22 protein-coding genes are annotated in these 21,876 nt (G+C 63.7%); 14 read left to right on the plus strand and 8 right to left on the minus strand.

The window, feature by feature from the left end:
* The first annotated feature begins 3 nt into the window (after positions 1-3).
* The 4 genes from KDD17_RS01380 to KDD17_RS01395 are packed head-to-tail and all read left to right on the plus strand — an operon-like array spanning position 4 to position 3,694.
* Positions 4-864 carry a carbohydrate ABC transporter permease gene (locus KDD17_RS01380; RefSeq protein WP_212704941.1) on the plus strand — a complete coding sequence of 287 codons (861 nt, stop codon included), beginning with the start codon at positions 4-6 and terminating at the stop codon, positions 862-864.
* Positions 864-1,640, plus strand: coding sequence for a carbohydrate ABC transporter permease (locus KDD17_RS01385; RefSeq protein ID WP_212704942.1), 777 nt, complete (start codon positions 864-866; stop codon positions 1,638-1,640). The genes KDD17_RS01380 and KDD17_RS01385 overlap by 1 nt, the downstream gene beginning before the upstream one ends.
* 47 nt (positions 1,641-1,687) lie before the next feature.
* Positions 1,688-2,464 carry an HAD-IIB family hydrolase gene (locus KDD17_RS01390; protein ID WP_212704943.1) on the plus strand — a complete coding sequence of 259 codons (777 nt, stop codon included), beginning with the start codon at positions 1,688-1,690 and terminating at the stop codon, positions 2,462-2,464.
* 9 nt (positions 2,465-2,473) lie between these two features.
* The gene (locus KDD17_RS01395; protein WP_212704944.1) at positions 2,474-3,694 is read left to right on the plus strand and encodes a glycosyltransferase family protein; all 1,221 of its coding nucleotides are present in this window, start codon (positions 2,474-2,476) and stop codon (positions 3,692-3,694) included.
* Here KDD17_RS01395 and KDD17_RS01400 read toward each other — a convergent pair.
* Together KDD17_RS01400 and KDD17_RS01405 are read right to left on the minus strand one after the other, a co-directional pair.
* Positions 3,688-5,439 carry an alpha-amylase family glycosyl hydrolase gene (locus KDD17_RS01400; RefSeq protein ID WP_212704945.1) on the minus strand — a complete coding sequence of 584 codons (1,752 nt, stop codon included), beginning with the start codon at positions 5,437-5,439 and terminating at the stop codon, positions 3,688-3,690. The two genes, KDD17_RS01395 and KDD17_RS01400, sit on opposite strands and share 7 nt — an antisense overlap.
* Before the next feature lie 80 nt (positions 5,440-5,519).
* On the minus strand, positions 5,520-6,284 hold the full coding sequence (locus KDD17_RS01405; RefSeq protein ID WP_212704946.1) for an ABC transporter permease: 765 nt from the start codon (positions 6,282-6,284) through the stop codon (positions 5,520-5,522).
* Positions 6,285-6,498: 214 nt separating this feature from the next.
* On the opposite strand from KDD17_RS01405, the gene KDD17_RS01410 reads away from it, so the two are divergent.
* Both KDD17_RS01410 and KDD17_RS01415 read left to right on the plus strand, forming a co-directional pair.
* Positions 6,499-8,478 (plus strand): 4Fe-4S binding protein, encoded by a 1,980-nt coding sequence (locus tag KDD17_RS01410; RefSeq protein ID WP_212704947.1) that lies wholly within the window; start codon positions 6,499-6,501, stop codon positions 8,476-8,478.
* Positions 8,475-9,275 carry an FAD:protein FMN transferase gene (locus tag KDD17_RS01415; RefSeq protein ID WP_254796854.1) on the plus strand — a complete coding sequence of 267 codons (801 nt, stop codon included), beginning with the start codon at positions 8,475-8,477 and terminating at the stop codon, positions 9,273-9,275. Before KDD17_RS01410 ends, KDD17_RS01415 begins: the two co-directional genes overlap by 4 nt.
* Before the next feature lie 123 nt (positions 9,276-9,398).
* Here KDD17_RS01415 and KDD17_RS01420 read toward each other — a convergent pair whose 3' ends face one another.
* The 3 genes from KDD17_RS01420 to pedF are packed head-to-tail and all read right to left on the minus strand — an operon-like array spanning position 9,399 to position 11,542.
* Entirely contained in the window at positions 9,399-9,926 is a 528-nt protein-coding gene (locus tag KDD17_RS01420; protein WP_212704948.1) for an SRPBCC family protein, read from the minus strand.
* A gap of 15 nt (positions 9,927-9,941) precedes the next feature.
* Positions 9,942-10,808: a substrate-binding periplasmic protein gene (locus tag KDD17_RS01425; protein WP_212704949.1), complete on the minus strand. Its 867-nt coding sequence runs from the start codon at positions 10,806-10,808 to the stop codon at positions 9,942-9,944.
* A 35-nt stretch (positions 10,809-10,843) separates the two neighbouring features.
* A complete protein-coding gene (pedF, locus tag KDD17_RS01430; RefSeq protein ID WP_212704950.1) occupies positions 10,844-11,542 on the minus strand; it encodes a cytochrome c-550 PedF in 699 nt (232 codons plus the stop codon).
* 176 nt (positions 11,543-11,718) lie between these two features.
* On the opposite strand from pedF, the gene KDD17_RS01435 reads away from it, so the two are divergent.
* Genes KDD17_RS01435 through KDD17_RS01455 form a run of 5 tightly spaced genes read left to right on the plus strand, consistent with a single transcriptional unit; the run spans position 11,719 to position 15,782 of the window.
* Positions 11,719-12,879 (plus strand): ABC transporter substrate-binding protein, encoded by a 1,161-nt coding sequence (locus KDD17_RS01435; RefSeq protein ID WP_212704951.1) that lies wholly within the window; start codon positions 11,719-11,721, stop codon positions 12,877-12,879.
* The gene (locus KDD17_RS01440; protein ID WP_212704952.1) at positions 12,876-13,838 is read left to right on the plus strand and encodes a YVTN family beta-propeller repeat protein; all 963 of its coding nucleotides are present in this window, start codon (positions 12,876-12,878) and stop codon (positions 13,836-13,838) included. Before KDD17_RS01435 ends, KDD17_RS01440 begins: the two co-directional genes overlap by 4 nt.
* A 14-nt stretch (positions 13,839-13,852) precedes the next feature.
* On the plus strand, positions 13,853-14,284 hold the full coding sequence (locus KDD17_RS01445) for a hypothetical protein (RefSeq protein ID WP_212704953.1): 432 nt from the start codon (positions 13,853-13,855) through the stop codon (positions 14,282-14,284).
* Positions 14,281-14,997: an ABC transporter ATP-binding protein gene (locus tag KDD17_RS01450; RefSeq protein WP_212704954.1), complete on the plus strand. Its 717-nt coding sequence runs from the start codon at positions 14,281-14,283 to the stop codon at positions 14,995-14,997. The genes KDD17_RS01445 and KDD17_RS01450 overlap by 4 nt, the downstream gene beginning before the upstream one ends.
* Positions 14,994-15,782, plus strand: a complete 789-nt coding sequence (locus KDD17_RS01455) for an ABC transporter permease (RefSeq protein ID WP_212704955.1) — start codon at positions 14,994-14,996, stop codon at positions 15,780-15,782. Before KDD17_RS01450 ends, KDD17_RS01455 begins: the two co-directional genes overlap by 4 nt.
* Here the strand turns inward: KDD17_RS01455 and KDD17_RS01460 are convergent.
* Genes KDD17_RS01460 through KDD17_RS01470 form a run of 3 tightly spaced genes read right to left on the minus strand, consistent with a single transcriptional unit; the run spans position 15,779 to position 17,875 of the window.
* Positions 15,779-16,372: an ABC transporter ATP-binding protein gene (locus KDD17_RS01460; RefSeq protein WP_212704956.1), complete on the minus strand. Its 594-nt coding sequence runs from the start codon at positions 16,370-16,372 to the stop codon at positions 15,779-15,781. The two genes, KDD17_RS01455 and KDD17_RS01460, sit on opposite strands and share 4 nt — an antisense overlap.
* Before the next feature lie 7 nt (positions 16,373-16,379).
* The gene (locus tag KDD17_RS01465) at positions 16,380-17,348 is read right to left on the minus strand and encodes an ABC transporter substrate-binding protein (RefSeq protein ID WP_212704957.1); all 969 of its coding nucleotides are present in this window, start codon (positions 17,346-17,348) and stop codon (positions 16,380-16,382) included.
* Positions 17,345-17,875: a hypothetical protein gene (locus KDD17_RS01470; RefSeq protein ID WP_212704958.1), complete on the minus strand. Its 531-nt coding sequence runs from the start codon at positions 17,873-17,875 to the stop codon at positions 17,345-17,347. Before KDD17_RS01470 ends, KDD17_RS01465 begins: the two co-directional genes overlap by 4 nt.
* Positions 17,876-18,071: 196 nt before the next feature.
* Between KDD17_RS01470 and KDD17_RS01475 the strand changes: the two genes are divergently transcribed.
* The 3 genes from KDD17_RS01475 (at position 18,072) to KDD17_RS01485 (ending at position 21,874) form a co-directional block, all read left to right on the plus strand.
* Complete coding sequence (locus KDD17_RS01475) at positions 18,072-19,838, plus strand: PQQ-dependent methanol/ethanol family dehydrogenase (protein WP_212704959.1); 1,767 nt, start codon at positions 18,072-18,074, stop codon at positions 19,836-19,838.
* A gap of 131 nt (positions 19,839-19,969) precedes the next feature.
* Complete coding sequence (locus KDD17_RS01480) at positions 19,970-20,671, plus strand: response regulator (RefSeq protein WP_212704960.1); 702 nt, start codon at positions 19,970-19,972, stop codon at positions 20,669-20,671.
* A gap of 33 nt (positions 20,672-20,704) precedes the next feature.
* Complete coding sequence (locus KDD17_RS01485) at positions 20,705-21,874, plus strand: FIST N-terminal domain-containing protein (RefSeq protein WP_212704961.1); 1,170 nt, start codon at positions 20,705-20,707, stop codon at positions 21,872-21,874.
* Positions 21,875-21,876 lie beyond the last annotated feature (2 nt).

The raw sequence follows: 21,876 nt of genomic DNA on the forward strand, positions 1-21,876 counted from the left end.
CCCGTGCCGCCGCCCGACAACCGCGCGTGGATACTGGTGCTGCCGGCGCTGGCGGTTCTTGTATTTGTGGGGCTGATCCCGCTGATCTCGGTCATCAACTATTCATTCTTCGATATCTTCACGCTCAAGGATCGCTTCTGGGTCGGCACCGAATGGTACGCTGACCTGCTGCGCGATCCCGCACTCTGGGCCGCACTGGGGCGCAGTGCACTCTTCACTGCGCTGGTGGTGTTCATCCAGTTTCCGCTGGGCGTGGGCATCGCCCTGCTGTTGCCGCGCAATGCGCTTTGGGGCAGCGTTTGTGTGATGGTTCTGGCGATGCCGCTGGTGGTGCCATGGAACATGATCCCGGGGATCTGGCTGGGGTTTGTCGATGTTGAGACCGGCCTTGCCGGGCGGGCGATGGCCGCGCTGGGTATCGGGTTCGACTATAAATTCAACGCTTGGCACAGCTGGGCACTGATCCTTGCGATGGATACGTGGCATTGGGTCGGGCTGGTGGCGATCCTTTCGTATTCGGGCCTTTCGGCAATACCGGGTGCGTATTATCAGGCGGCGGCCATTGACGGCGCTGGCCGTGTTCAGATCTTTCGCCATGTCGAGCTGCCGCGCCTGACCGGCGTGTTGATGATGGCGCTGGTGCTGCGCGTGATGGACAGTCTGATGATCTATACCGAAGCCTTCGGCATTAACGCGGGCGGGCCGGACGGGGCGACGACGTTCCTCGCGCTGGATCTGGGGGAGGAGATCGCCGCCTTCAACTACGGTCCCGCCGCCGCGCGCTCGGTGCTCTATGTGCTGTTGGTGCTGACGCTGGCCTGGGCTTTCACGTTGGTATTGCGCGGGCTGCGGGAGCGGTCGTGATGCGCGCGCTTACCCTTGTTGCTGTCGCGGCGTTTATCCTCGCGCCTTTTGCGCAGATGCTCATGCTGAGCTTTACGGTCACGCTCCCTCATCCCGGCGAAATGGTAGGCAGCCTGTCGCTCAGGAATTACCGCGCGATTGCAGGGGATCCGGCGCTGACGGCGTCGCTGGCAAACTCACTGATCTACGTGAGCGCCAATGTCGCGCTGACGCTGGCCGTCTCCTTGCCCGCCGCCTACGCGCTGTCGCGCTACCGTTTTGTGGGTGATCGCCACGTGCTGCTGATGCTGCTGGCGTTTCGGATCATGCCGCCGGTGGTGTTGTCGCTGCCGGTGTTCCTGCTGTTTGCGCAGGTGGGGCTGTTGAATACGCCTTTCGCCATTGCGCTGGTGCACTGCCTGTTCAACATCCCCATCGCGATCTGGATCCTCGAAAGCTTCATCTCCGCCATCCCCCGCGATTTTGACGAGAACGCGTTTCTCGACGGCTACAGCCTGCCGCGGTTTTTCCTGCGCCATCTGGTGCCGATGATCGCGCCGGGGATCGGGGTGGCGGCATTCTTTTGCTTTGTGTTCTCATGGGTCGAGGTCGTCTTTGCCCGCATCCTTACCTCAACCGGAGGCAAGCCAATCACCATGGCCATCGACGGATTGTTCGGCTTTCGCACCGATGTGGGGCTGGTGATGGCGATGACGGTGCTGTCGCTGGTGCCTGCCCTGTTGTTGATCGGTTTTGTGCGCCGCCATATCGCAAAGGGCTTTCGTCTGCGGGTGTAGGGCGTTTTGCGCTTGAACATCGACGCGTGGCACTCAACCATAAGAGGATGAAGTTGCCGCCCCTCCTTGTGTTCTCCGATCTCGACGGCACCCTGCTGGATCATGAAACCTACGATTGGTCGCCCGCGCGCCCCGCGCTGGCGCGTCTGGCTGCCCTTGGCGCGCCGGTCATCTTGACCTCCAGCAAAACCGCCGCCGAGATTACCGTGCTGCAAGAGGCGATGGATTTGCACGCGCATCCGGCGATTGTCGAAAACGGGGCCGGTGTGATCGGGCTGGGGGGTGAAACGGCGGGCGATGAGTACAAACGCTTGCGGGCGCTGCTGGACGATCTGCCCACAGATCTGCGCGCGCCCTATACCGGATTTGGGGATATGACAGACGCGGAGGTTGCCGCACAGACTGGCCTGCCGCGCGAGGATGCGGGACGTGCGCGGGATCGCCGGTTTTCCGAGCCGGGGCTGTGGCACGGCAGCGATGCTGGCCGCACGGCGTTCATTTCCGCGCTGGGCGACAAGGGTGTTCACGCGCGCGAGGGCGGGCGGTACCTCACGCTGTCGTTCGGGCGCACCAAGGGGGATGCGATGGCGCAGGTGCGCGCGCGCTATCCCGGCGTGAAGACCCTCGCGTTGGGGGATGCGCCCAACGATACCGAAATGCTTGAGGCGGCGGATTACGGTGTGATCATCGCGAACCCGCACCGCGCGCCCCTGCCGCCCCTCAAGGGTGAGGCGGCGGGCAGGATACTCCGCAGCGCCGCACCCGGCCCAAAGGGATGGACCGACAGCGTGTGCGGGTTACTTGATAGACTAGGACACGAATAAGGGGCCCCCATGGTCGACTTCCACCAGAACGGCAACATTGCCACACTGCATAACCTGCGCAATCGCTCGCTGGCCGAGATGACGCACGAGCTTGAGACCTTTGCACAGAATCGTCGCATGTCGCTGATCCTGCCGTGCCTTTACTCAGAGCTCGAGACCGAGGCGATGCCAAAGATCCTCAGCGAGCTGTCGCAGGTCAGCTACCTGCACCGGATCATCGTGGGGCTCGACCGGGCGGATGAGGCACAGTTTCGCCACGCGCGGAAGTTTTTTGAGGGGTTGAACCAGAACCACATGGTCATCTGGAACGACAGCCCGCGCATGAAGCAACTGGGTGAGCGGCTTGACGGGCTTGGATTGTACCCGTCCGAGGCGGGAAAGGGCAAAAATGTCTGGTCCGCGATGGGATATCTGCTGGGGTGCGCCGACAGCGAGGTCATGGCGATCCACGATTGCGATATCCTGACCTACGACCGCGAATTGCTGGCGCGGCTGATTTATCCGGTCGCAAATCCGAATTTCCCCTACCAGGTTGCCAAAGGGTATTACGCCCGCATCGGCAGCGGAAAGATGAACGGGCGGGTGACGCGGCTGCTGGTCAGCCCGCTGCTGATCGCCCTCAAGCGGGTGATTGGGGATCGCGATTATATCGATTATCTGCGCAGCTTTCGCTATCCGCTGTCGGGCGAATTTGCCATGCGCACCAACATCCTGCCCGATCTGCGCATCCCGTCCGACTGGGGCTTGGAAATCGGCGTGCTGTCAGAGGCGTGGCGCAACCTCGCCCCCAAGGCCGTCTGCCAGGTCGAAATCGCGGATGCCTACGATCACAAGCACCAGGATCTGAGCCCAGAGGACGCGAGTGCCGGGCTTAACCGCATGGCGACCGACATCTGCAAGGCGGTGTTCCGCAAGATTGCCGCCGACGGTACGGTCTTCACCGCCAATACCTTTCGCACGCTCAAGGCCACGTATTACCGCACCGCGCTCGATCTGCTGGAGGCCTATTATACAGACGCCAAGATGAACGGGCTGACGATCAATCGCCACGCCGAGGAAGTCTCGATCGAGTTGTTCGCTGAAAGCCTGATGCGCGCGGGGCAGACCTTCCTCGACAATCCGCACGAGACGCCGTTCATCCCGACGTGGAACCGCGTGCATTCCGCCGATCCGGATTTCCTGCGTGACATGCAGGCCGCAGCACTTGCCGATGAGGCGGAGTTTCAGTGACCCCCGTTGCTGATCCAGCGGCATTGGTAGGGGGCGAGGGTGATCTCCCCTTCCGCCACGGGCTCGTTTGACAGCAGATCGACCCATGTTTCATCCTCGATCAGGTTGAGCACGTCGGCGGGCAGGGTCACGCTGTCGCTGCTGACATTGTGCAACGCGAACACGGATTGCTGTCGGTCGATGCTTTGCCGCCAGACACCAAACACGCGGTCATCGCCCAGTTTGGGCGTGAACTGCGTGGCGTTGGGATGAAACGCCGCCTGTTTGCGCCGCACGCGCAGGCGGTTGCGCAGGGCATTCAGGACTGTGCGCTGGGGCGTGTCGCTTTCCAGCCGCGCGCGCAGATCGTCGTAGTTCCAGCGGTGCCGGTTGATCGCGCGGTTCATCCCGCGCCGCGCGACGCCCTCGTGATCGTTGGGCGTGGCCAATAGCGAATGGATATAGAACGCCGGGATCCCCTCCAGCGACATCGCGATGGTCTGGGAGCACAGGAACCGCGCGATGTGATGATCGTCCGGGCCGTCATGGGTTTCCTTGAGCGCCTCGAAGTAGGTGCAATTGATCTCGTAGGGCGCCTCGCTCCCGTCCGGTAGCGTGCGCATCGAGACAAGGCCGCCGCTGCGTTTGACCGTTTCGATGACGCGGGCCTGATCCTCGGCGGGGATCGTCCCCTCGGCGGGGCGCATCCCGATGCCGTCGTGGCTGGCGGTGAAATTCAGATAGGCACAGCCCAGCGGTGCGGGGGGCATCCCGCGCTGCCACTTGTTCAGATGCGCGGCTGACCCCGACAGCAGCGCCTGCAACACCAGCGGCGGCAGCGGGAAATTATAGATCACATGCGCCTCGTCGCGCGCGCCGAAATAGCTGAGGTTTTCGGCCTTGGGCACGTTCGTCTCGGTCACGAGGATCATCGGCTCGGTCGCGAAATTCGCGAGCGTGCGCATGAGCTTTACGATCTCGTGGGTCTGCGGCAGGTGGATCGACGGCGATCCGACCTCTTTCCACAAAAACGCCACCGCATCGAGACGGATGATGCGCACGCCATTGTCCAGATGCAGACGGATGATGCGCAGGAATTCCATCAACACGCGTGGATTGCGGAAATCCAGATCAATTTGGTCGTGGCTGAAGGTACACCAGACGTGGCGTGGCCCGTCCGAGGTGTCGACCTCTTGCAGCAGCGGCGTAGTGCGCGGGCGCACGACGTCCGACAGATCATCGTCGGGCGAGGCCTCGAAAAAGAACTGATCAAAGGGGTCTTGCCGCTGGCGGTAGGCGTTGAACCACGCGCCCTGGCTCGACACATGGTTGAGCACCAGATCCGACATCAGCTGGAACGCGCCCGCGATGCGGTTGATGTCGGGCCAGTCGCCCAGCTGTGGATCGACCCGCTCAAAATCCGACACGGCAAAGCCGTCGTCTGAGGTATAGGGAAAGAAGGGCAGGATATGCACACCGTTGACCACGCCCCGCATGTCGCGACGCAGAAAATCATTGAGCAGATCCAGCGGTTTATGCACCCCGTCGATCAGCGAATTACCGTAGGTGATCAGCAGCGCGTCGCGCTGCGACCACATCGAATTACCCGGACGACGTGCGCGGCGGCGGCGGCTGGTGTCGTCTGGCCAGAAGGCGTCGATGACGTGGCTTGCCAGAATATCGGCGTCCAGATCGGGGTAGATCCGCGTCAGGTGGTCCGCGATCATCCGGCTGAGGGAGGCGGAAAGGGGAGGTTCGTCGCTCATGGCGCTACAATGACAGCCTGTGCGAGCGACTGAAAGGTGCAGCATCAGATCAGGCGGCAATTGCCCAGCAAAAGAGCACTCTAGGTCACGCGCCAGCGACGGCTGTGCGATTCCCAGCGTTGCAGCAGGCCGTATTCAATCGCCAGCATCACACCCACAAAGCTGAGCGCGTAGGCCATCACGTATCCGGTCTCGAACAGCTGGAAATAAAGGTGGATCTGAAAGCCGACCCCGTCGGAGCGGCCCAGAAACTCGACAACCAGCACGATCTTCCAGATGATGGCGAGCCCGTTGCGCACAGCACCCGCGATATAGGGGGCCAGCTGCGGCGCGATGATGTGGCGCAGCCGCGCGGCGCGAGACATGCGAAACACCCGCGCCATGTCCGCCACGCCGGGATCAAGCGCGCGCAACCCTTCGCGCAGGGTCACGGCGACCATCGCCGTCTTGTTGACCGCCACGGCGGTGATCGCCGCAACTTCGTTGAGCCCGATCCATAGATAGCACAGCACGATGACCACGAGTGCAGGCACGTTCAACAGCACCGTCACCCATGGTCCCAGCCAGCGATTGACCCATGGCACCAGCCCCAGCGCCAGACCCAGCAACGCGCCCAGCCCGAATGCCAGCGCAAAGGCAAAGGCGACCCGCCGCAGGGTGGCCGCGATGTGGCGCAAAAGCTCTCCGCTCTGCGCCTCCAGCGTGGCGATGCGCCAGACCTCGGCGGGGCCGGGTAAAACGCTCGCGTCTGCCGTGATCCACGCGGCGCCTGCCCACAGGGCGACCAGCGCGGCAAGGGACACAAATACGACACTGACGGAAGAGGTATCACGGGCGCTCTGCATGCGCATAATATTGCACGGTGAGGGCGCTTCCCCTAGGCGCAACCGCGGCCTTCGCGACTATGGTCGCATAGAGCGGGGGGCAGGCCCGCGCCTACGATATTCCCATGCGATTGCACCGCCTTTTAGCCGCGTTCTGTGCCCTATGCCTCTGCGCCACCGCGCTGGCGGCGGAGCTGTTGCCGCGCGAGACCATCGCGCCACTGATTGTCCCCCGATGGAGCTGGGCGAGCGGGTCAACGATCAGGGCGTGTGGCAGTTGCTCAATTCCGGCGGTGCCGAGGCGGGTTACGTGCTTGAGACCGAACCGATGGCGCCGCTGCCCGGCTTTTCCGGTGCGCCGATCAACATGCTGGTGACGCTGGATCTGAACGGGCAGTTTCTGGACGTGAAACTGATTTCCCATAACGAGCCGATCTTTGTCTCCGGTCTGGGGCAGGCGCCCTTTCACAAGTTTTTCGAACAATATCGCGGCCATTCCATTCACGACAGCCTTGTTGTGGGCACACCCTACGGCGCGGGGTCGGACGGCAGCGCGCTGGTGTATCTGGATGGGGTGACCAAGGCGACGGCCTCCGTGCGCATCGCGCACGAGAGCCTGCTGGCGGCGGCTTTGCAGGTGGCGCGCGAGAAGATGGGCGGCGTGTCCGCAGGCCCGCCCGCCTACCCTGATCGCAGCGTGGATGAGGATTTGACGTGGGATGATCTGGTGGCGCAGGGGCTTGTCAGCCGAACGACGCTGTCGAACGCCGAAATCGACGCGCGCTTTGCCGATACCCTGTGGGAAGACGACGACCCAGAGGCCCAGGAATACCCCGACGAGACGTTTCTGGATTTCTGGATCGTCGATCTGGGGCCACCGTCGATTGCCCGCGCCGTCCTGTCGCCGTCGGGCTTTGATGAGCTGCAAAGCTTTATGGAGATCTCGACCTCGGACGAGCCGATCCTCGTGATCGAGACGGCGCGTCACGGACTGGTCACGGATGAATTCGTGCGCAATACCGCGCCCGATCTGCTGAGCATGGAGCAGGGCGGGTTTCCCATCGCCATGCGGGATTCGGACATCTTTGTCGAGCTGAACGATGCCCTGCCGGAAGAGTTGCACGACGGCGCCTCGCTGATCCTGCGCACCGACCGACGGCTGGGGTTCGATCCGGCGTCGGAGTGGACGATGAACGTCAAGACGTTGCGCGAACACGGCATGTTCCAACCCGAGATCGGCTCCGCCGAGGTGGCCATCAATCACAGCACCGACGCGCGATTCTTTGCCCGTCCGGAGGTCATCAAACCCTCGCCGCCGTGGCTTGACGCGCTGCGCAACCGCGCGGGCGATCTGGCGGTGCTGGGCGTGTTCCTTGTGGGGCTGATCGCGGTGCTGGGCCTCAGCCTCAACCGTTTGGCAGGGCACCGGCACTATACGCCGATCCGTTTGGGGATCCTTGCGTTTGTCGTGGGCTTCATCGGCTGGTGGGGGCAGGGGCAGCTGTCGATCGCCACACCACTGGGCGTGACGCGCACGCTGGCCGAGGGCGGCAGCCTTGCGTTTCTGCTCTACGATCCGTTTTCGCTGGCGATCTGGGGGGTGACAATCCTGGGGTTCGTGCTTTGGGGGCGGGGGCTGTTTTGCGGCTGGCTGTGCCCCTTTGGCGCGATGCAGGAGTTTGCGCATCATATCGGGCGCTTGCTCCGGCTGCCGCAGATTGACGTGTCGGATGTTTGGGATGACCGGCTCAAGTGGCTCAAATACGGGGTGCTGCTGGTGCTCTTGGTGGTGCTTTTCACCGCGCCCGCGCGGCTGGACAAGGCCATCGAGGTGGAGCCGTTCAAGACTGCGATCACCACATTCTTCATCCGCGAATGGTACTACGTCGCCTATGCCGTCGGGCTGCTGCTGTCGTCGATGGTTCTGTTCAAGGGGTTCTGCCGCTATGTCTGCCCGCTGGGCGCGGTCATGGCGATCGGCGGGCTCATTCGCACGCGCAAATGGATCGACCGGCGCGGGGAATGCGGATCGCCCTGTCAGCTGTGCAAGGTGAAATGCGCCTATGGCGCCATCGCGAAATCTGGAGAGATTCAGTACTCCGAATGCTTTGGCTGCCTCGACTGCGTGACGATCCACGACGACGACACGCAATGCGTGCCCTTGATTATCAAGGCGCGTCGGGGTCGCAATCTTCATGGGGTGGCCGCCGAATGAACCTTTCGCGCCGCCGTTTCCTGAGCATTGCCGCCGCCAGCACGCTGGCGCCCGCCGCACATGCGGCCCCGCTGCGCTGGCACGGCCGCGCGCTGGGCGCGGATGTAGAGATCAGCCTGCGCGGTGCGCGCGGGATGGAGACGCGCGTTCTGGACGAGGTGCGCGGGGCGCTGCGCCGGGTCGAGGCGGCGTTCAACCTTTATGATCCGGCGTCCGAACTGTCGCGGCTCAATGCGGCAGGGCGGTTGCAAACCCCCTCGCCGGTGTTTCGCACACTGTTGGGTCGTGCCGCAGAGATCCACAAAGGCACCGCCGGACTTTTTGACCCGACAGTGCAACCGCTCTGGCGCGCGCTGGCCGAAGGGCGTGATCCGGCCCGCGCGCGCGCAGCACTGGGGTGGGAGCGGGTCGGGATGATGCCGGGGGTCACGCTGGACGCCGGACAGGCGCTGACCTTCAACGGGATCGCGCAGGGGTTTGCGACCGATCTGGTGAGCGGGATCCTCGCCCGGCACGGGTTCACCGAGACGCTCATCAATATCGGGGAGCATCGCGGCAGGGGCGCCCCATGGACCTTGGCCTTGAACGATCCCGTGCACGGCACGCTGGGACAGCGCACCTTGCGCGACCACGCGATCGCTACCTCCAGCCCCGCGGCGACACCCTTGGCCGGGGCGGGCACATCCTGCACGGGCTGCGCGCCCCTCGCTGGTCAAGCGTCAGCGTCGAGGCGCGCGATGCGACCACGGCGGACGGCTATGCAACCGCGATGGTGCTGGCATCGCGCGCGGAAATAGTGCGGATGAAGGCACAGGCGGGATTGATCCGGGTGACGCTGGTGGACGCTGTCGGCAACCTCACGACGCTGTGACGAAAAAAGCCCCCATCAAGGGGGCTTTGCGCGGCGCGGTGTTGGCCTCCTAGCCCTTGACGAGCTTGTTGAACCACCCTTTTTTCTTGGTCTCACCGGTTTCCGTTTCAACCACCTCGTCGGCTTCTTCGGGGGCCGGCGCGCCCACGGCGTCCTGAAAGTTGGAAAAGAATTGATCTGCCATTTTCTTGGCAAAGCCGTCGATAATGCGGCTGCCCAGCTGGGCCAGCTTGCCGCCTACTTTCGCCTCTACATCGTAGTGCAGAATGGTCTTGTCGCCTTCCGCCTCAAGGCGCACGTCCGCACCGCCCTTGGCGAAGCCCGCGGCACCGCCCTTGCCCTCACCGGTGATGGTGATGCTTTCGGGCGGGTTCATCTCGCTCAGCTGCACGGCGCCCTTGAATGTCGCTTTGACCGGGCCGACCTTTTGCACGACCGTCGCCTCGAACCCATCCTCGGGTGATCCTGACATCTCCTGACAGCCTGGCACGCAGGCCATCAGCACCTCGGGGTTGAGCAGCGCGGCATAGACGGTCTCGCGGTCGGCGTTGATGGTTTTCTGGTCGCTAAGCTTCATGGCGTTGGTCCTTTGTCAGCGCTCGGGCGGCTGGTGGGTCAGCCCGTAGCTTTCATAGATGGCCGAGATACGCCCGTCCTGCAAGGCAGCATAGATCGCGTCGTCGACCGTGTAGGCAAGCGGACGGTAGAGAAAACTGATGCCAACCCCCAGCGTCCATTCGCTTAATGCAAAGCCCGGCAGCGGCGGGCTGTGCACGTCGGTGGCGTCGGTCAGCCCGTATTCGATTTGCGCAAGCGGACCCATGACGGCCTTGACGGTGCCATCGTTCAGGGCCTGCATGGCGCCACGCATGTCGGGGTATCGCTGCATCTTGCCGCTCAGCTGACCGCCGGGGAAGGCGGAAAGATAGAAATCCGCGATCGAGTCGTTCTCGACCGCGACGGTGTCAAAGCGGAAGTAGGCCGGCACCGGTTTCTCGTCGGGGTAGGCGGCGGTGCTGTAGCCGATCGCAATGCTTTCGGCGGCGTATTGGCCCGTGAACACGACCTGTTCCGTCCGGCATTTGAACGCGCTGTCGTAGGGCACGCGCATCATCACGTTCGCGATGCGTCCGCCGATCAACGCCCCTTTCCAGATGTTGTTGCGCAGATCCGCGTCAAGGTTTTCGCCGGCGGCGACAAAGTTGAACCTTGCCTCGACGCCGATATCTTCTGCAATCAAGCGCGCGATGTCGACGTCCACGCCGCGCGGCTTGCCCGCCTCTTGCCAACTGTAGGGCGGATAGTCTTCGTAGACGGCAAAGAGCATGTGCCCCTGATCAATGATCTGGTCGAGCTCCTGACCGACGATGTCGCGGCTGGTGTTCTGCGGGCGCTCCTGCGGGACGTAATCGGCACAGGGATCTGCCGCATGGGCCTGCCCCGCAAGGGACAGACCCATGACCAGGGAGAGTGCAGTCGCCGTCAGCCGCACGATCAATTCGCGGCAGACAGGCCGATGGTCAGGGCCTCGGCGGCGGATTTATAGCCGTCTGGCGTCCCGTCGATGGTATTTGCCGCGCGGAACGCCACGCTGTCGGCGACGGGTGCGCCCGAGAGCGTTTCGATCCCGCCGGCGATCTCGCTCAACCGCGCCTTGAGCGCGTCCGGGTCGGCCCCCGCAGTGTCGCTGGCGTAGCCGTCAAGCTGGTCGCGCAGCGCCTTCAACTCGTCCGACACCTCGTCCATCGCCTCGGTGTCGGGACGGGTTTCGATATAGGTCCGGATTGCCCAGGCGGCTTCCTGTCCCAAAAGCTCGCCAAAGGCGGGCATCTTTGTGGTGCCGTTCTGGGTGTAGCCGTGGATGTAGCGCTCCATATACCATTCATCGCCGTATTCTTCGGCCTCGAGATAGCGCAGATCGGGGGCCAGCCCGCCCGAGACGACCTCCAGCCCGTGGCAGCGCGCGCAGTTCTGGTTGTAGCCCGAGGCACCGATTTCGATCGCGGTTTGCCAGACCTCGTCGCCGACGGCGGCAGCGCGATAGGGGTTTTCGATCAGCCACTCATCGCCTAGGGCGGGCAATCCGGTCGTATCGACCGCCTGCGGTGTGACATCGCCGTGGGCAAAGGCAAAGGTGCCGATCGCCAGGCCAAGGGTGGCGCCTGCGGCGGTGGTGAGAAGTGTCTTGTTCATGGCGGTCTCCTGCGGTGGGCCGGTGGTTGATCCCTTTCTATGTGGCGCGCCGCAGGTCGGCTATGCGACTTTGGTTTCACCCCTGCGCCCACGCGTGGCTCTCAAGGGCGACCATGGTCGTATTCGCGTGGTTTGAAGCGGATTGATAGGGTGTCCGACAGGGAGGAGCGTCAGGGATGTTGCGAGCCGCAATTTGCGTGATTTATCTTGGATTTGCGGGGGCTGGCGCCGCGCAGATCACGCTTGAGATCGCGCATCTCAAGGTCGATCAGCCGCAGCCGCCAACGCTCAGCAATCTGGACCCGGTGCCAGAGGATCGCGGCCTTGCCGGCGCATTGACGGGATTGGCCGACAACAACACGACCGGCAAGTTTCTGGGCCAGACCTATACGCTGCACACCGAGCGTGTGGGCGAGGGCGAGGATGGCGTGGCCGCTGCGGCGACGCTGCTGGACACACATCGCTACCTGCTCATCGACGCCGCCCCGCAGGTGATGTTGCAGATTGCCGATCTGCCGGAGGCGGAGGGCGCGATCCTATTCAACATCTCTTCTGGAGCGGGCAGCCTGCGGGATGTCGAATGCCGCGCGAACCTTTTGCACACCGCCGCGTCGGACGCGATGCGCACGGATGCGCTGGCGCAGGTATTCGTGCAAAAGCGCTGGCGCGATCTGGTGATGATCACCGGCACCTACCCGCAGGATGTGGCCTACGCCGAGGCGATGCGGCGCTCTCTGGCGAAATTCGGACTGGATCTGGAGGCGGAAAAGGAATGGGCGTTCGATGCCGACATGCGCCGCAACGCCGCGCAGGAGGTGCCGCTGTTCACGCAGGAATTCGGCGATTACGACGCGATGATCCTCGCCGATGAGGTCAATGATTTTGGACGCTATGTTCTCTACAATACATGGGCCGCACGCCCGGTTACGGGGTCCGAAGGGCTCAGCGCCGTGGGATGGAGCCCGGTTGTCGAGCAATGGGGCGCCGCGCAGTTGCAAAGCCGCTTTACCGACGCCCACGGGCGCGACATGACCTCCGATGACTACGCCGCCTGGGCCGCCGTGCGCACGCTGGGCGAGGCGGTGACGCGCACCGGCGCCGATGATCCGGCAAGCCTGCGCGATTACATCTTTTCCGACGCGTTCGAGCTGGCGGGCTTCAAGGGCCGCCCGCTCACCTACCGCGCGTGGAACGGCCAGCTGCGTCAGCCGATTTCGGTCGTGCACCCGCGCGCGCTGGTCGCCTCCGCCCCGTTGGAGGGGTTTTTGCACCGCGTCAACGAACTTGACACCCTGGGGCTGGACGCGCCCGAAAGCACCTGTGAGGCCTTTGAATGAAACACCTTCTGATTGCTGCCCTGCTCAGCGCGCCTGCATTGGCCGCCGCGGATGAAATCTGGGTGACCAACGAAAAAGACGACAGCGTCAGCGTCATCGACGTCGAAACGCTGGAGGTCGTGGCGACCTATCCCACCGGAGAGCGCCCGCGCGGCATCACGTTTTCAAAGGATTATTCGGTCCTCTACATCTGCGCGTCCGACAGCGATGCCGTGCAGGTGATGGACCCTGCGACGGGCAAGATCCTGCACGATCTGCCCTCCGGCGAGGACCCCGAGCAATTCGTGCTGCACCCCGACGACCGTCACCTCTATATCGCCAATGAGGACGATGCGATCACCACCGTGGTCGACACGCAGACCCGCAAGGTGGTGGCGCAGATCGACGTGGGCGTGGAGCCCGAGGGCATGGCCGTCTCCCCCGATGGCAAGATCGCGATCACCACCTCCGAGACGACGAATATGGCCCACTGGATCGACACGGAAACGCAAGCGCTGTTTGCCAATACGCTGGTCGACAGCCGCCCGCGCCACGCCGAATTCATCAAGGACGGCGCGGAGATGTGGGTGAGCTCGGAAATCGGCGGCACGATCACCGTGTTCGACACCGCCACCCAGACCGAGAAGGGCAAGATCAGCTTTGAGGTGCAGGGCGTGCACCCAGACCGGGTGCAGCCCGTCGGATTTGAATTCACCGCCGGTGATACCCACGCCTTTGTGGCGCTTGGCCCCTCGAACCACGTGGCGGTCGTCAACACCGATACGCTGGAGGTCGAGGAGTATATCCTCGTCGGGCGCCGTGTCTGGCACATGGATTTCAACGCCGACCGCTCGCTGCTGTTCACCACGAACGGGGTTTCCGGCGATGTGACCGTGATAGACGTGGCCAAGCGCGAGGCCATCAAATCCATCAAGGTGGGCCGCTTCCCCTGGGGTGCCGCCTTCCGCCCTACCAACTGAGCCGAGGACTTCCGATGAAATACCTGATTGCCGCCCTGCTGATCGCCGCCGCCCCCGCCACCGCGCAGGATAAACCGACCTACGGCGCCGCGGGCATCCTTGGCGGCTCGAACAAGGAAGATCTGCCGCCGATCATACTGTCAGCCGGGGCGCCGATCTCGGAGGGGCCGTGGGAGCTGCAATCGGGCACCTACTACGAATTCGAAATCCAGGGGGATGGCAGCCAGGAACTGGCCCTTGTCGGCCCCGAATTCTTCCGCGCGATCTGGATCGACGAGATCGTTGTGGAGGGGTTGGAGATCCGCCCGCTTGGTCTCGATTCTGTCGAATTCGACGAGGCGGGCGAGATGGAGATCGGATTCGTCGCGATCAAACCCGGTGCGTACTACATGAAGGTGCCTGGCACCTCGGGGGAGACCCAGCGGATCGAAATCACCATCCGATGAGCGGTCTGCGTGTCGAAGGGCTATCGTTTTCCTACGGGGACAAACAGGCGTTGGACGGGGTCGGCTTTACGGTCGACCCCGGTTCCTTTTGTGCCCTATTGGGGCCGAACGGAGCCGGGAAATCCACGCTCTTTGCGCTGCTGACCCGATTGCTGACCGCGCGTGACGGGCTGATCGAGATCGCGGGCCACAGGCTGGACAAAAGCCCCCGCGCCGCACTCGCGCGACTGGGCATCGTGTTTCAGCAAAGCACGCTGGATCTGGATCTGACCGTGCGCCAGAACCTGAAATATTTTGCCGCGCTGCACGGGATTGCCGGGCGCGATGCGGCGCGGCGCATCGATGCGGCCCTTGAGCGGCTCGACATGGCGCCGCGCGCGGATGAACGCGCCCGCACGCTCAACGGCGGCCACCGGCGGCGCACGGAGATTGCGCGCGCGCTGCTGCATGACCCCAAGGTTCTGCTGCTCGATGAGGCGACGGTGGGTCTGGATGCCGCCGCCCGCGCGTCGATCACGGGCCATGTGCACGCGCTGTGCGACGAGGGGATCAGCGTGCTGTGGGCCACGCATCTGACGGATGAGGTGCGCAGCGCTGACCGTCTGGTCATGCTGCACCGTGCCCGTGTGATCGCCGACGGCACCGCCGGAGACATCGCGGGCGACGTGCCCCTGCAACAGCGTTTCCTCGACATGACGGGGCAGGCGGCGTGAGCGCGCATGTGATCGCCCTGCGTGCCATAGTCGCACGTGAAGCGCTGCGGTTTATCCACCAGCGTGAACGGTTCATCGCGGCACTGGTCCGCCCGCTGGTGTGGTTGCTGGTTTTTGCGGCCGGGTTCCGGGCGGCGCTGGGCGTCAGCATCATCCCTCCCTACCAAACCTATATCACCTACGAGACCTACATCGTGCCCGGCCTGTGCGGCATGATCCTGCTGTTCAACGGGATGCAAAGCTCGCTCAGCCTCGTCTACGACCGCGAGATGGGGTCGATGAAGCTGCTGCTGACCTCGCCCCTGCCGCGCTGGTGGCTGCTGTTTGCCAAGCTCGCAGGGTCGACAGCGATTTCGATCCTTCAGGTCTATGCGTTTCTGGCCATTGCCTACGCGTTCGGCGTGCGCGCGCCCGCGCTGGGGTATGTCACGCTTTTGCCCGCGCTCGTTGTCACCGGGCTGATGCTGGGCGCACTCGGGCTGGTGCTGTCGAGCTTTATCAAGCAGTTGGAGAATTTCGCCGGGGTGATGAATTTTGTCATCTTCCCGATGTTTTTTCTGTCCTCGGCGCTCTATCCGCTGTGGAAAATGGCCGAGAGCTCTGAGCTGCTTTACACAATCTGCGCGCTCAACCCGTTTACCCACGGGGTCGAGCTGATCCGCTTTGCCCTCTACGGTCAGTTCAATGGCGCGGCACTTGTCTGGACGCTGGTGGCGGCGGGGGTGTTCACGGCCGGGGCTGTCTGGGGGTACGATCCGGCGCGCGGGGCACGGCGAAAGGGCTAGCCTTTCAGAACAGCCGGATCGCCTTCAAGGGTCAGGACCCGATCGGCGAGGGCCCGCGCCTCGCGCGGTTCGTGCGTCACCAGCAACGTGGCGGGACGGTGTCGGTCGCGCAGGCCGGTAAAGAGCGCCATCATCTCCTCCGCCGTTGCCGGATCGAGGGAGACGAAAGGCTCATCCAGCAGCAAAAGCGCGGGCGGGCGGGCGAAAGCCCGTGCCAGCGCCACGCGCCGACGCTGACCCAGCGACAATTGCCCGGGGAAATCGGCACCCCGGCCTGCCAGACCAACTTCCGACAATGCCGCCTCGGCGGTGGAGACATCGACCCGGGTGGGCACCGTGATGTTGTCGCGCAGGTTGCGCCAGGACAAGAGGGCAGGCTCCTGAAACACGGCGCTGATCGGTCCGGGCACGCGGCGGGTGCCGTCGAAGTCGGTCTCAAGCCCAGCGAGACAGCGCAGAAGCGTGGTCTTGCCGATCCCCGATGGTCCGGTGAGCGCGACCGTTTCCCCGGCGGCGATGGTGAGGGAAATATCAGCCAAAAGCATGCGCCCCGCGCGGTTGAGGCTGTTGATCGTCAAGGTGGTGGTCATGCGGTCTTCACGGATCTTTCGGCGGTGGCGGCGCGGCAAAAACGCCGTCGGGCAGGCGCGTCGCGGACCCTGTCAACGCAGCGCCGCCCAGTTCTGCCATCAGGCGGAACATCCGGTCGGCGGCGGCTTCGTCAACGGGGCCGTGCTCCGGGATACCCGCGCGGAACCCGTCCCGCAAGAAGCGGTATGTTGCATCATCGCCCGCCCGCATGAGGGGGCGTAGGCGGTCCCATTCGGCATCGTCTCGCGCCAGCCGGTCCTTGGCCGCACGGCTGGCGCGCATCAGGCCGTGGGCCAGCGCGGGACGCTCGCGCAGCATCTCGCCGCGCAGGACATAGCCCAGAAGGGGCGTTGCAGGATCAAGACCAAGGGCTGCGGCGGCCTCGCCCACATCGACCAGCTTACGCATCCCGGCCGCTTCCATCTTGGCGTTGAAATGCCAGTAGTTGACGGCCGCGCCAAACTCCCCGTCGAGCGCGGCCTTGAATACCAGCGGGGGGGCCGCAAACACTTGCGTCGTGCGGCGCGCCAGATCGATACCGTGGCGGCGCTGGGCGTAGGCGCGCAGGATCAGCCAGCTTTTGTCGAGCGCCCCACCCGCGATGCCAATGCGCGCGCCGTCAAGATCGGCAAGGCTTTGCGCGGGGCTGTCAGCGGGCACCAGTATCGCGCCCACCGCGCGGGAGTAGGGGATAAAGACATAGTCGCGCCCCGCCGCGCGCTGGCGCGCCACCCAGATCCAGTCACTCACAACCGCATCGACCGCGCCGCCCTGAAACGCCACCATGCTGGCAGCGCTGCCTGCGGTCCCACGCACCTCGAGGCGAAAACCGTTGGCGGTGTCGTCGCCGTGGTGCGCGATGCTGTCGAGCTCCCAATTGACCGTCCCGACCTTGAGCACGGCAATGCGCAGCACCGGCAGCTCCGCCGCGGCGGGCAGCGCCCAGAGCAGCGCACAGATCAGCAGCGCCCTCATTCGATGACCAGACGGGGCAGCCAATGGCCCTCGGGGTCGCTCTCGACGATGTCCTGATCCCGCAGGGGGCGCAGGACGCCGGGGGCCGGCGGGACAGCGAGCAGGCCCATGTCGATCTCGTGCAGGGTTCCGTCAAACCCGTGCTCGGTCGGGGTGAGGCGGTAGTAGATCCCGTTCCACATGTTGATTCCGTAGTCGGTCGTGCCTTTCCAGACGAACAGCAGATCGTATTCCAGATCCGTCAGATCCTGCGAAATGTTGCGTGCATTTTCATAGGGGTAGGGGACGTGGCACCAGGTTTTCCGCGCCCCGTCGATACATTTGAACGGGCGCATCGACAGGAAATATTCCGAAAAGGCATCCGCGTGCATCTCCATCCGGTAGGCGCCGGTATCGTCGGTCGTCAGCTCCGCGATGACGATCCGCGTGCCGTCATCCGCTTCGAGAGTGACGGCGCGCGACGTCTGCGCCATCGCATCCGGCGGCATGCAAAACAGGGCGGCGGCCAGAAGGCTGCTGCGGATCATGACGGCTCTCCTCCCAAAGAGATCTGGCGGCATGCTAGCGCAGATCCGCGCCGTGGGCACTGCGACTTTGGTTCGGGTCGCGGGGCTTACGACCATTGTTCAATAGCCCGGTGCGGCCTTTGACCGCAGAGTAAAGCGCATGACGGACGCCGGGCGACACCTGCGCCCGCCGCTGTCCAACAGGGAGGAAACACCAATGAATCGATTCATTATGGCGCTGACAGCCTCGATGATGACCGCGAGCCTTGCCATGGCCGATGTCACCGAGGCGGATCTGGCGAATGACGCCGCTAGCACTGGCGACGTGCTGACCAACGGGATGGGGCGGCATCTGCAACGCCATTCCCCGCTGGACATGCTCAACAAGGAAAACGTCAAGAACCTCGTGCCCGCCTGGGCGTTTTCGCTGGGCGGGGAAAAACAGCGCGGACAGGAAACCCAGCCGATCATCCACGACGGCGTGATGTATATCACCGGCTCCTACAGCCGGATGTATGCGCTGGACGTCAAGACGGGCAAAGAGCTGTGGCAGTACGATGCCCGCCTGCCCGAAGGCATCCTGCCCTGCTGCGACGTGGTCAATCGTGGTGCCGCGATCTACGGCGACAAGATTTATTTCGGCACGCTTGACGCGCGCATCGTGGCGCTGAACAAAGACACGGGCGACGTTGTCTGGAACAAGAAAATCGCCGACTACAAGGCCGGCTACAGCTATACCGCCGCGCCGCTGATCGTGGACGGGCTGATCATCACGGGCAATTCGGGCGGTGAATTCGGCATCGTCGGCGAAGTCCAGGCGCGCGATACCGAAACCGGCGATCTGGTCTGGACCCGCCCGGTGATCGAAGGCCACATGGGCACGCTCAATGGTGAAGAGAGCACCATGACCGGTACGCTCAACGCCACCTGGCCCGGCGATATGTGGAAGACCGGCGGCGGGGCGACCTGGCTTGGCGGTTCGTATGATGCGGATACCGACACGCTGGTGTTCGGCACTGGCAACCCGGCGCCCTGGAACAGCCACCTGCGCAACGCGGGCACGCCAACCGAAGGCAACAAGGGTGACAACCTTTATGCCGCCAGCCGCATCGGCATCGACCCCAAGACGGGCGAGATCAAATGGCACTTCCAGACCACGCCGCGCGAGGGCTGGGACTATGACGGCACCAACGAGGTCGTCGCCTATGAGAACCGCGCCGGTGAAAAGCGCTATGCCACCGCCGACCGCAACGGCTATTTCTACGTGCTCAACCGCGAGGACGGTGCCTTTGTGCGCGGTGTGCCTTTCGTAAAAGACATCAGCTGGTCCTCGGGTCTCGACGACACGGGTCGCCCGATCTTTGTCGAGGAAAATCGCCCCGGCGATCCGGCGGCGGCTGCCGATGGCAAGAAGGGTGAAGTGATCTTTGCCTCGCCGTCGTTCCTGGGCGGCAAGAACTGGATGCCGATGGCGCACTCCCCCACCACGGGCCTGTTCTATGTGCCTTCCAACGAATGGGGCATGGACATCTGGAACGAGCCGATCTCCTACAAGAAGGGCGCGGCCTACCTTGGTGCGGGTTTCACGATCAAGCCCAACTATGAAGACCATATCGGCTCGCTCAAGGCGATTGACCCCGACACCGGTGAGTTGAAGTGGGAATTCAAGAACGAAGCGCCCCTGTGGGGCGGCGTGATGACAACCGCGGGCGGTCTGGTCTTTACCGGCACACCCGAGGGCGAATTCATCGCCTTTGATGACGAGACCGGCGAAAAACTGTGGTCCTTCCAGACCGGTTCCGGCGTGATCGGTCAGCCCGTCACCTGGGAGCAGGACGGCGAGCAGTATGTCACGGTGATCTCTGGATGGGGCGGTGCGGTACCGCTCTGGGGCGGTGAAGTCGCCAAGAAGGTGAACTACCTCAACCAGGGTGGCCTTCTGTGGACCTTCCGCCTGCCCAAGCAGCTTGCCTCGATCGAGTAAGCCTGAGGCTTTGAAAACATGCGCCCCCGACCGGCCGGTCGGGGGCGTATTTTCGTTTGGGAACAGGTGTTTGGGATTTGCGACCTTTGGATGGGGTGCATTCAGGGGCGCGCCCGCGCTATGATGGCATCATGACACCCAGCAAAGTGCCCTCATCGCAGCCTGCACCGGACCCGGCCATCGGAAGCTGGGCGCTGATCGTCGACGATCATCCGCTGTTCTGCGACGCGCTTGAGCTGACGTTGAAATCCATTGCCGATTTCAACATCGTGCGGACCAGCAATTGCCTTGAGGCCGCGCTGAAGGAACTTGACGCGCTGCCCGCGCCGGACCTCATCCTGCTTGACCTCAACCTGCCCGACGTCAGTGGCCTTGACGGTCTGTTGCAACTCAAGCGCCGGGCCGAAACCGCGCAGATCATTGTCGTCTCCTCCATGGCTGACAACGCGGTGGTGCATTCGGCAATTGCCGCAGGCGCCTCGGGTTTTGTGCCCAAACACTCCGCCCGCACCACGTTCAAGGACGCCCTCGACGCGATCCGCGCGGGCAGCGTTTACAAACCGACGGGCTACGTGGAAGGTGAGGAAATCACCCAGGAGGCGCAGAATATCGCCCGTTTGTCGTCGCTGACCAATCAGCAGGCGCGGATCCTGCAGGCGATCTGCGAGGGCAAGCTGAACAAGCAGATTGCCTACGACCTTTCCATTGCGGAAACCACCGTGAAGGCGCATGTCACCGCGATCATGCGCAAGCTGGGTGTGCAAAGCCGCACGCAGGCGGTCCTGGTCGCCCATGAGAGCAAATTTACGAATCTGTTGCCAAAAGACGAATAGCGTCCCAAACTCCCGCTTAGGGAGAAATCATTGATGACCAAGATTGTGGATGCAAGGGCGTTGGCCCGGCATACGCTCTGGCGTGCTCAGGCCTCCATTCACGAGGCTGATCCGGTTGCGTTGCTGCAGGCCGAGCGGCCGGCGGAGGAGCTTCGGCTGATCCTGCTGTTCATCAGCCCGCAGGCGGATTTTGCACGGATCGTGGCGCGGGCGCAGACGGTGTTTGCAGGGTCGGACGTGGTTGCCTGTACGACCGCCGGCGAAATCGGTGCACGCGGCTACGAGGACGGGGAGATCATCGCCATAGGTTTTCCGGCGCGGGATTTTGCAACATCGTCGATCCTGATCGAGGACCTCGACGATGGGCACACGCAAACCGTGATCGACCGGATCGCCCTTGACCGCCGCGCGCTGCAGCGGGCGCACCCGGATATGCCACATGGGTTCGCTTTCCTGACCGTGGACGGGTTGTCGCGGCGGGAGGATACGCTGACCGCAACCATTGCGCCGGCGCTGCGCGACATGCCCCTCTTCGGTGGCTCCGCCGGGGACGGGCAGTCGTTCGAGCGCACGCAGGTCGCGCTCAACGGACGCATCTGCGACAATGCCGCCGTGCTGAGCCTCATTCAGACCCGGCACCGGACGGAGGTGTTCAGCATCGATCACCTTGAGCCGACGGACAGGCAGATGGTCGTCACGGGCGCGGATCCAGACAACCGCATCGTAAAATCCATCAACGCAGAGCCCGCGGCGCAGGAATACGCCCGCATCGTCGGAAAGGATCCCGGGCAGCTTGATCCGTTTATCTTTGCCGCGCATCCGGTCGTGGTGCGGATCGGCTCCACCCACCACGTGCGCGCGATCCAGCGGGTAACATCCGAGGGGGATCTGGTGTTCTTTTCAGCCATCGACGAGGGTATGGTGCTGACCGTGGCGGAACCGCGCGACATGGTGCGCCACCTTGATCGCGCGCTGACGCAGTTGGCGGACACCCGCGCCCCGGCGGATATTCTAGGCTGTGACTGTCTGCTGCGGCGCATCGAGGCCGAGCAGAACCAGACCGCGCGCGCGGTATCGGACGTGCTGTCGCAGCACCGCGTCATCGGCTTTTCAACCTATGGCGAACAGATTGGCGCGCTGCACGTAAACCAAACCATGACCGGCGTCGCGATCTATGCCGCGGATGGGATGGAACGGGTCTAGGC

The sequence above is a fragment of the Sulfitobacter albidus genome, from assembly GCF_018200035.1.
Taxonomy (GTDB): domain Bacteria; phylum Pseudomonadota; class Alphaproteobacteria; order Rhodobacterales; family Rhodobacteraceae; genus Sulfitobacter; species Sulfitobacter albidus.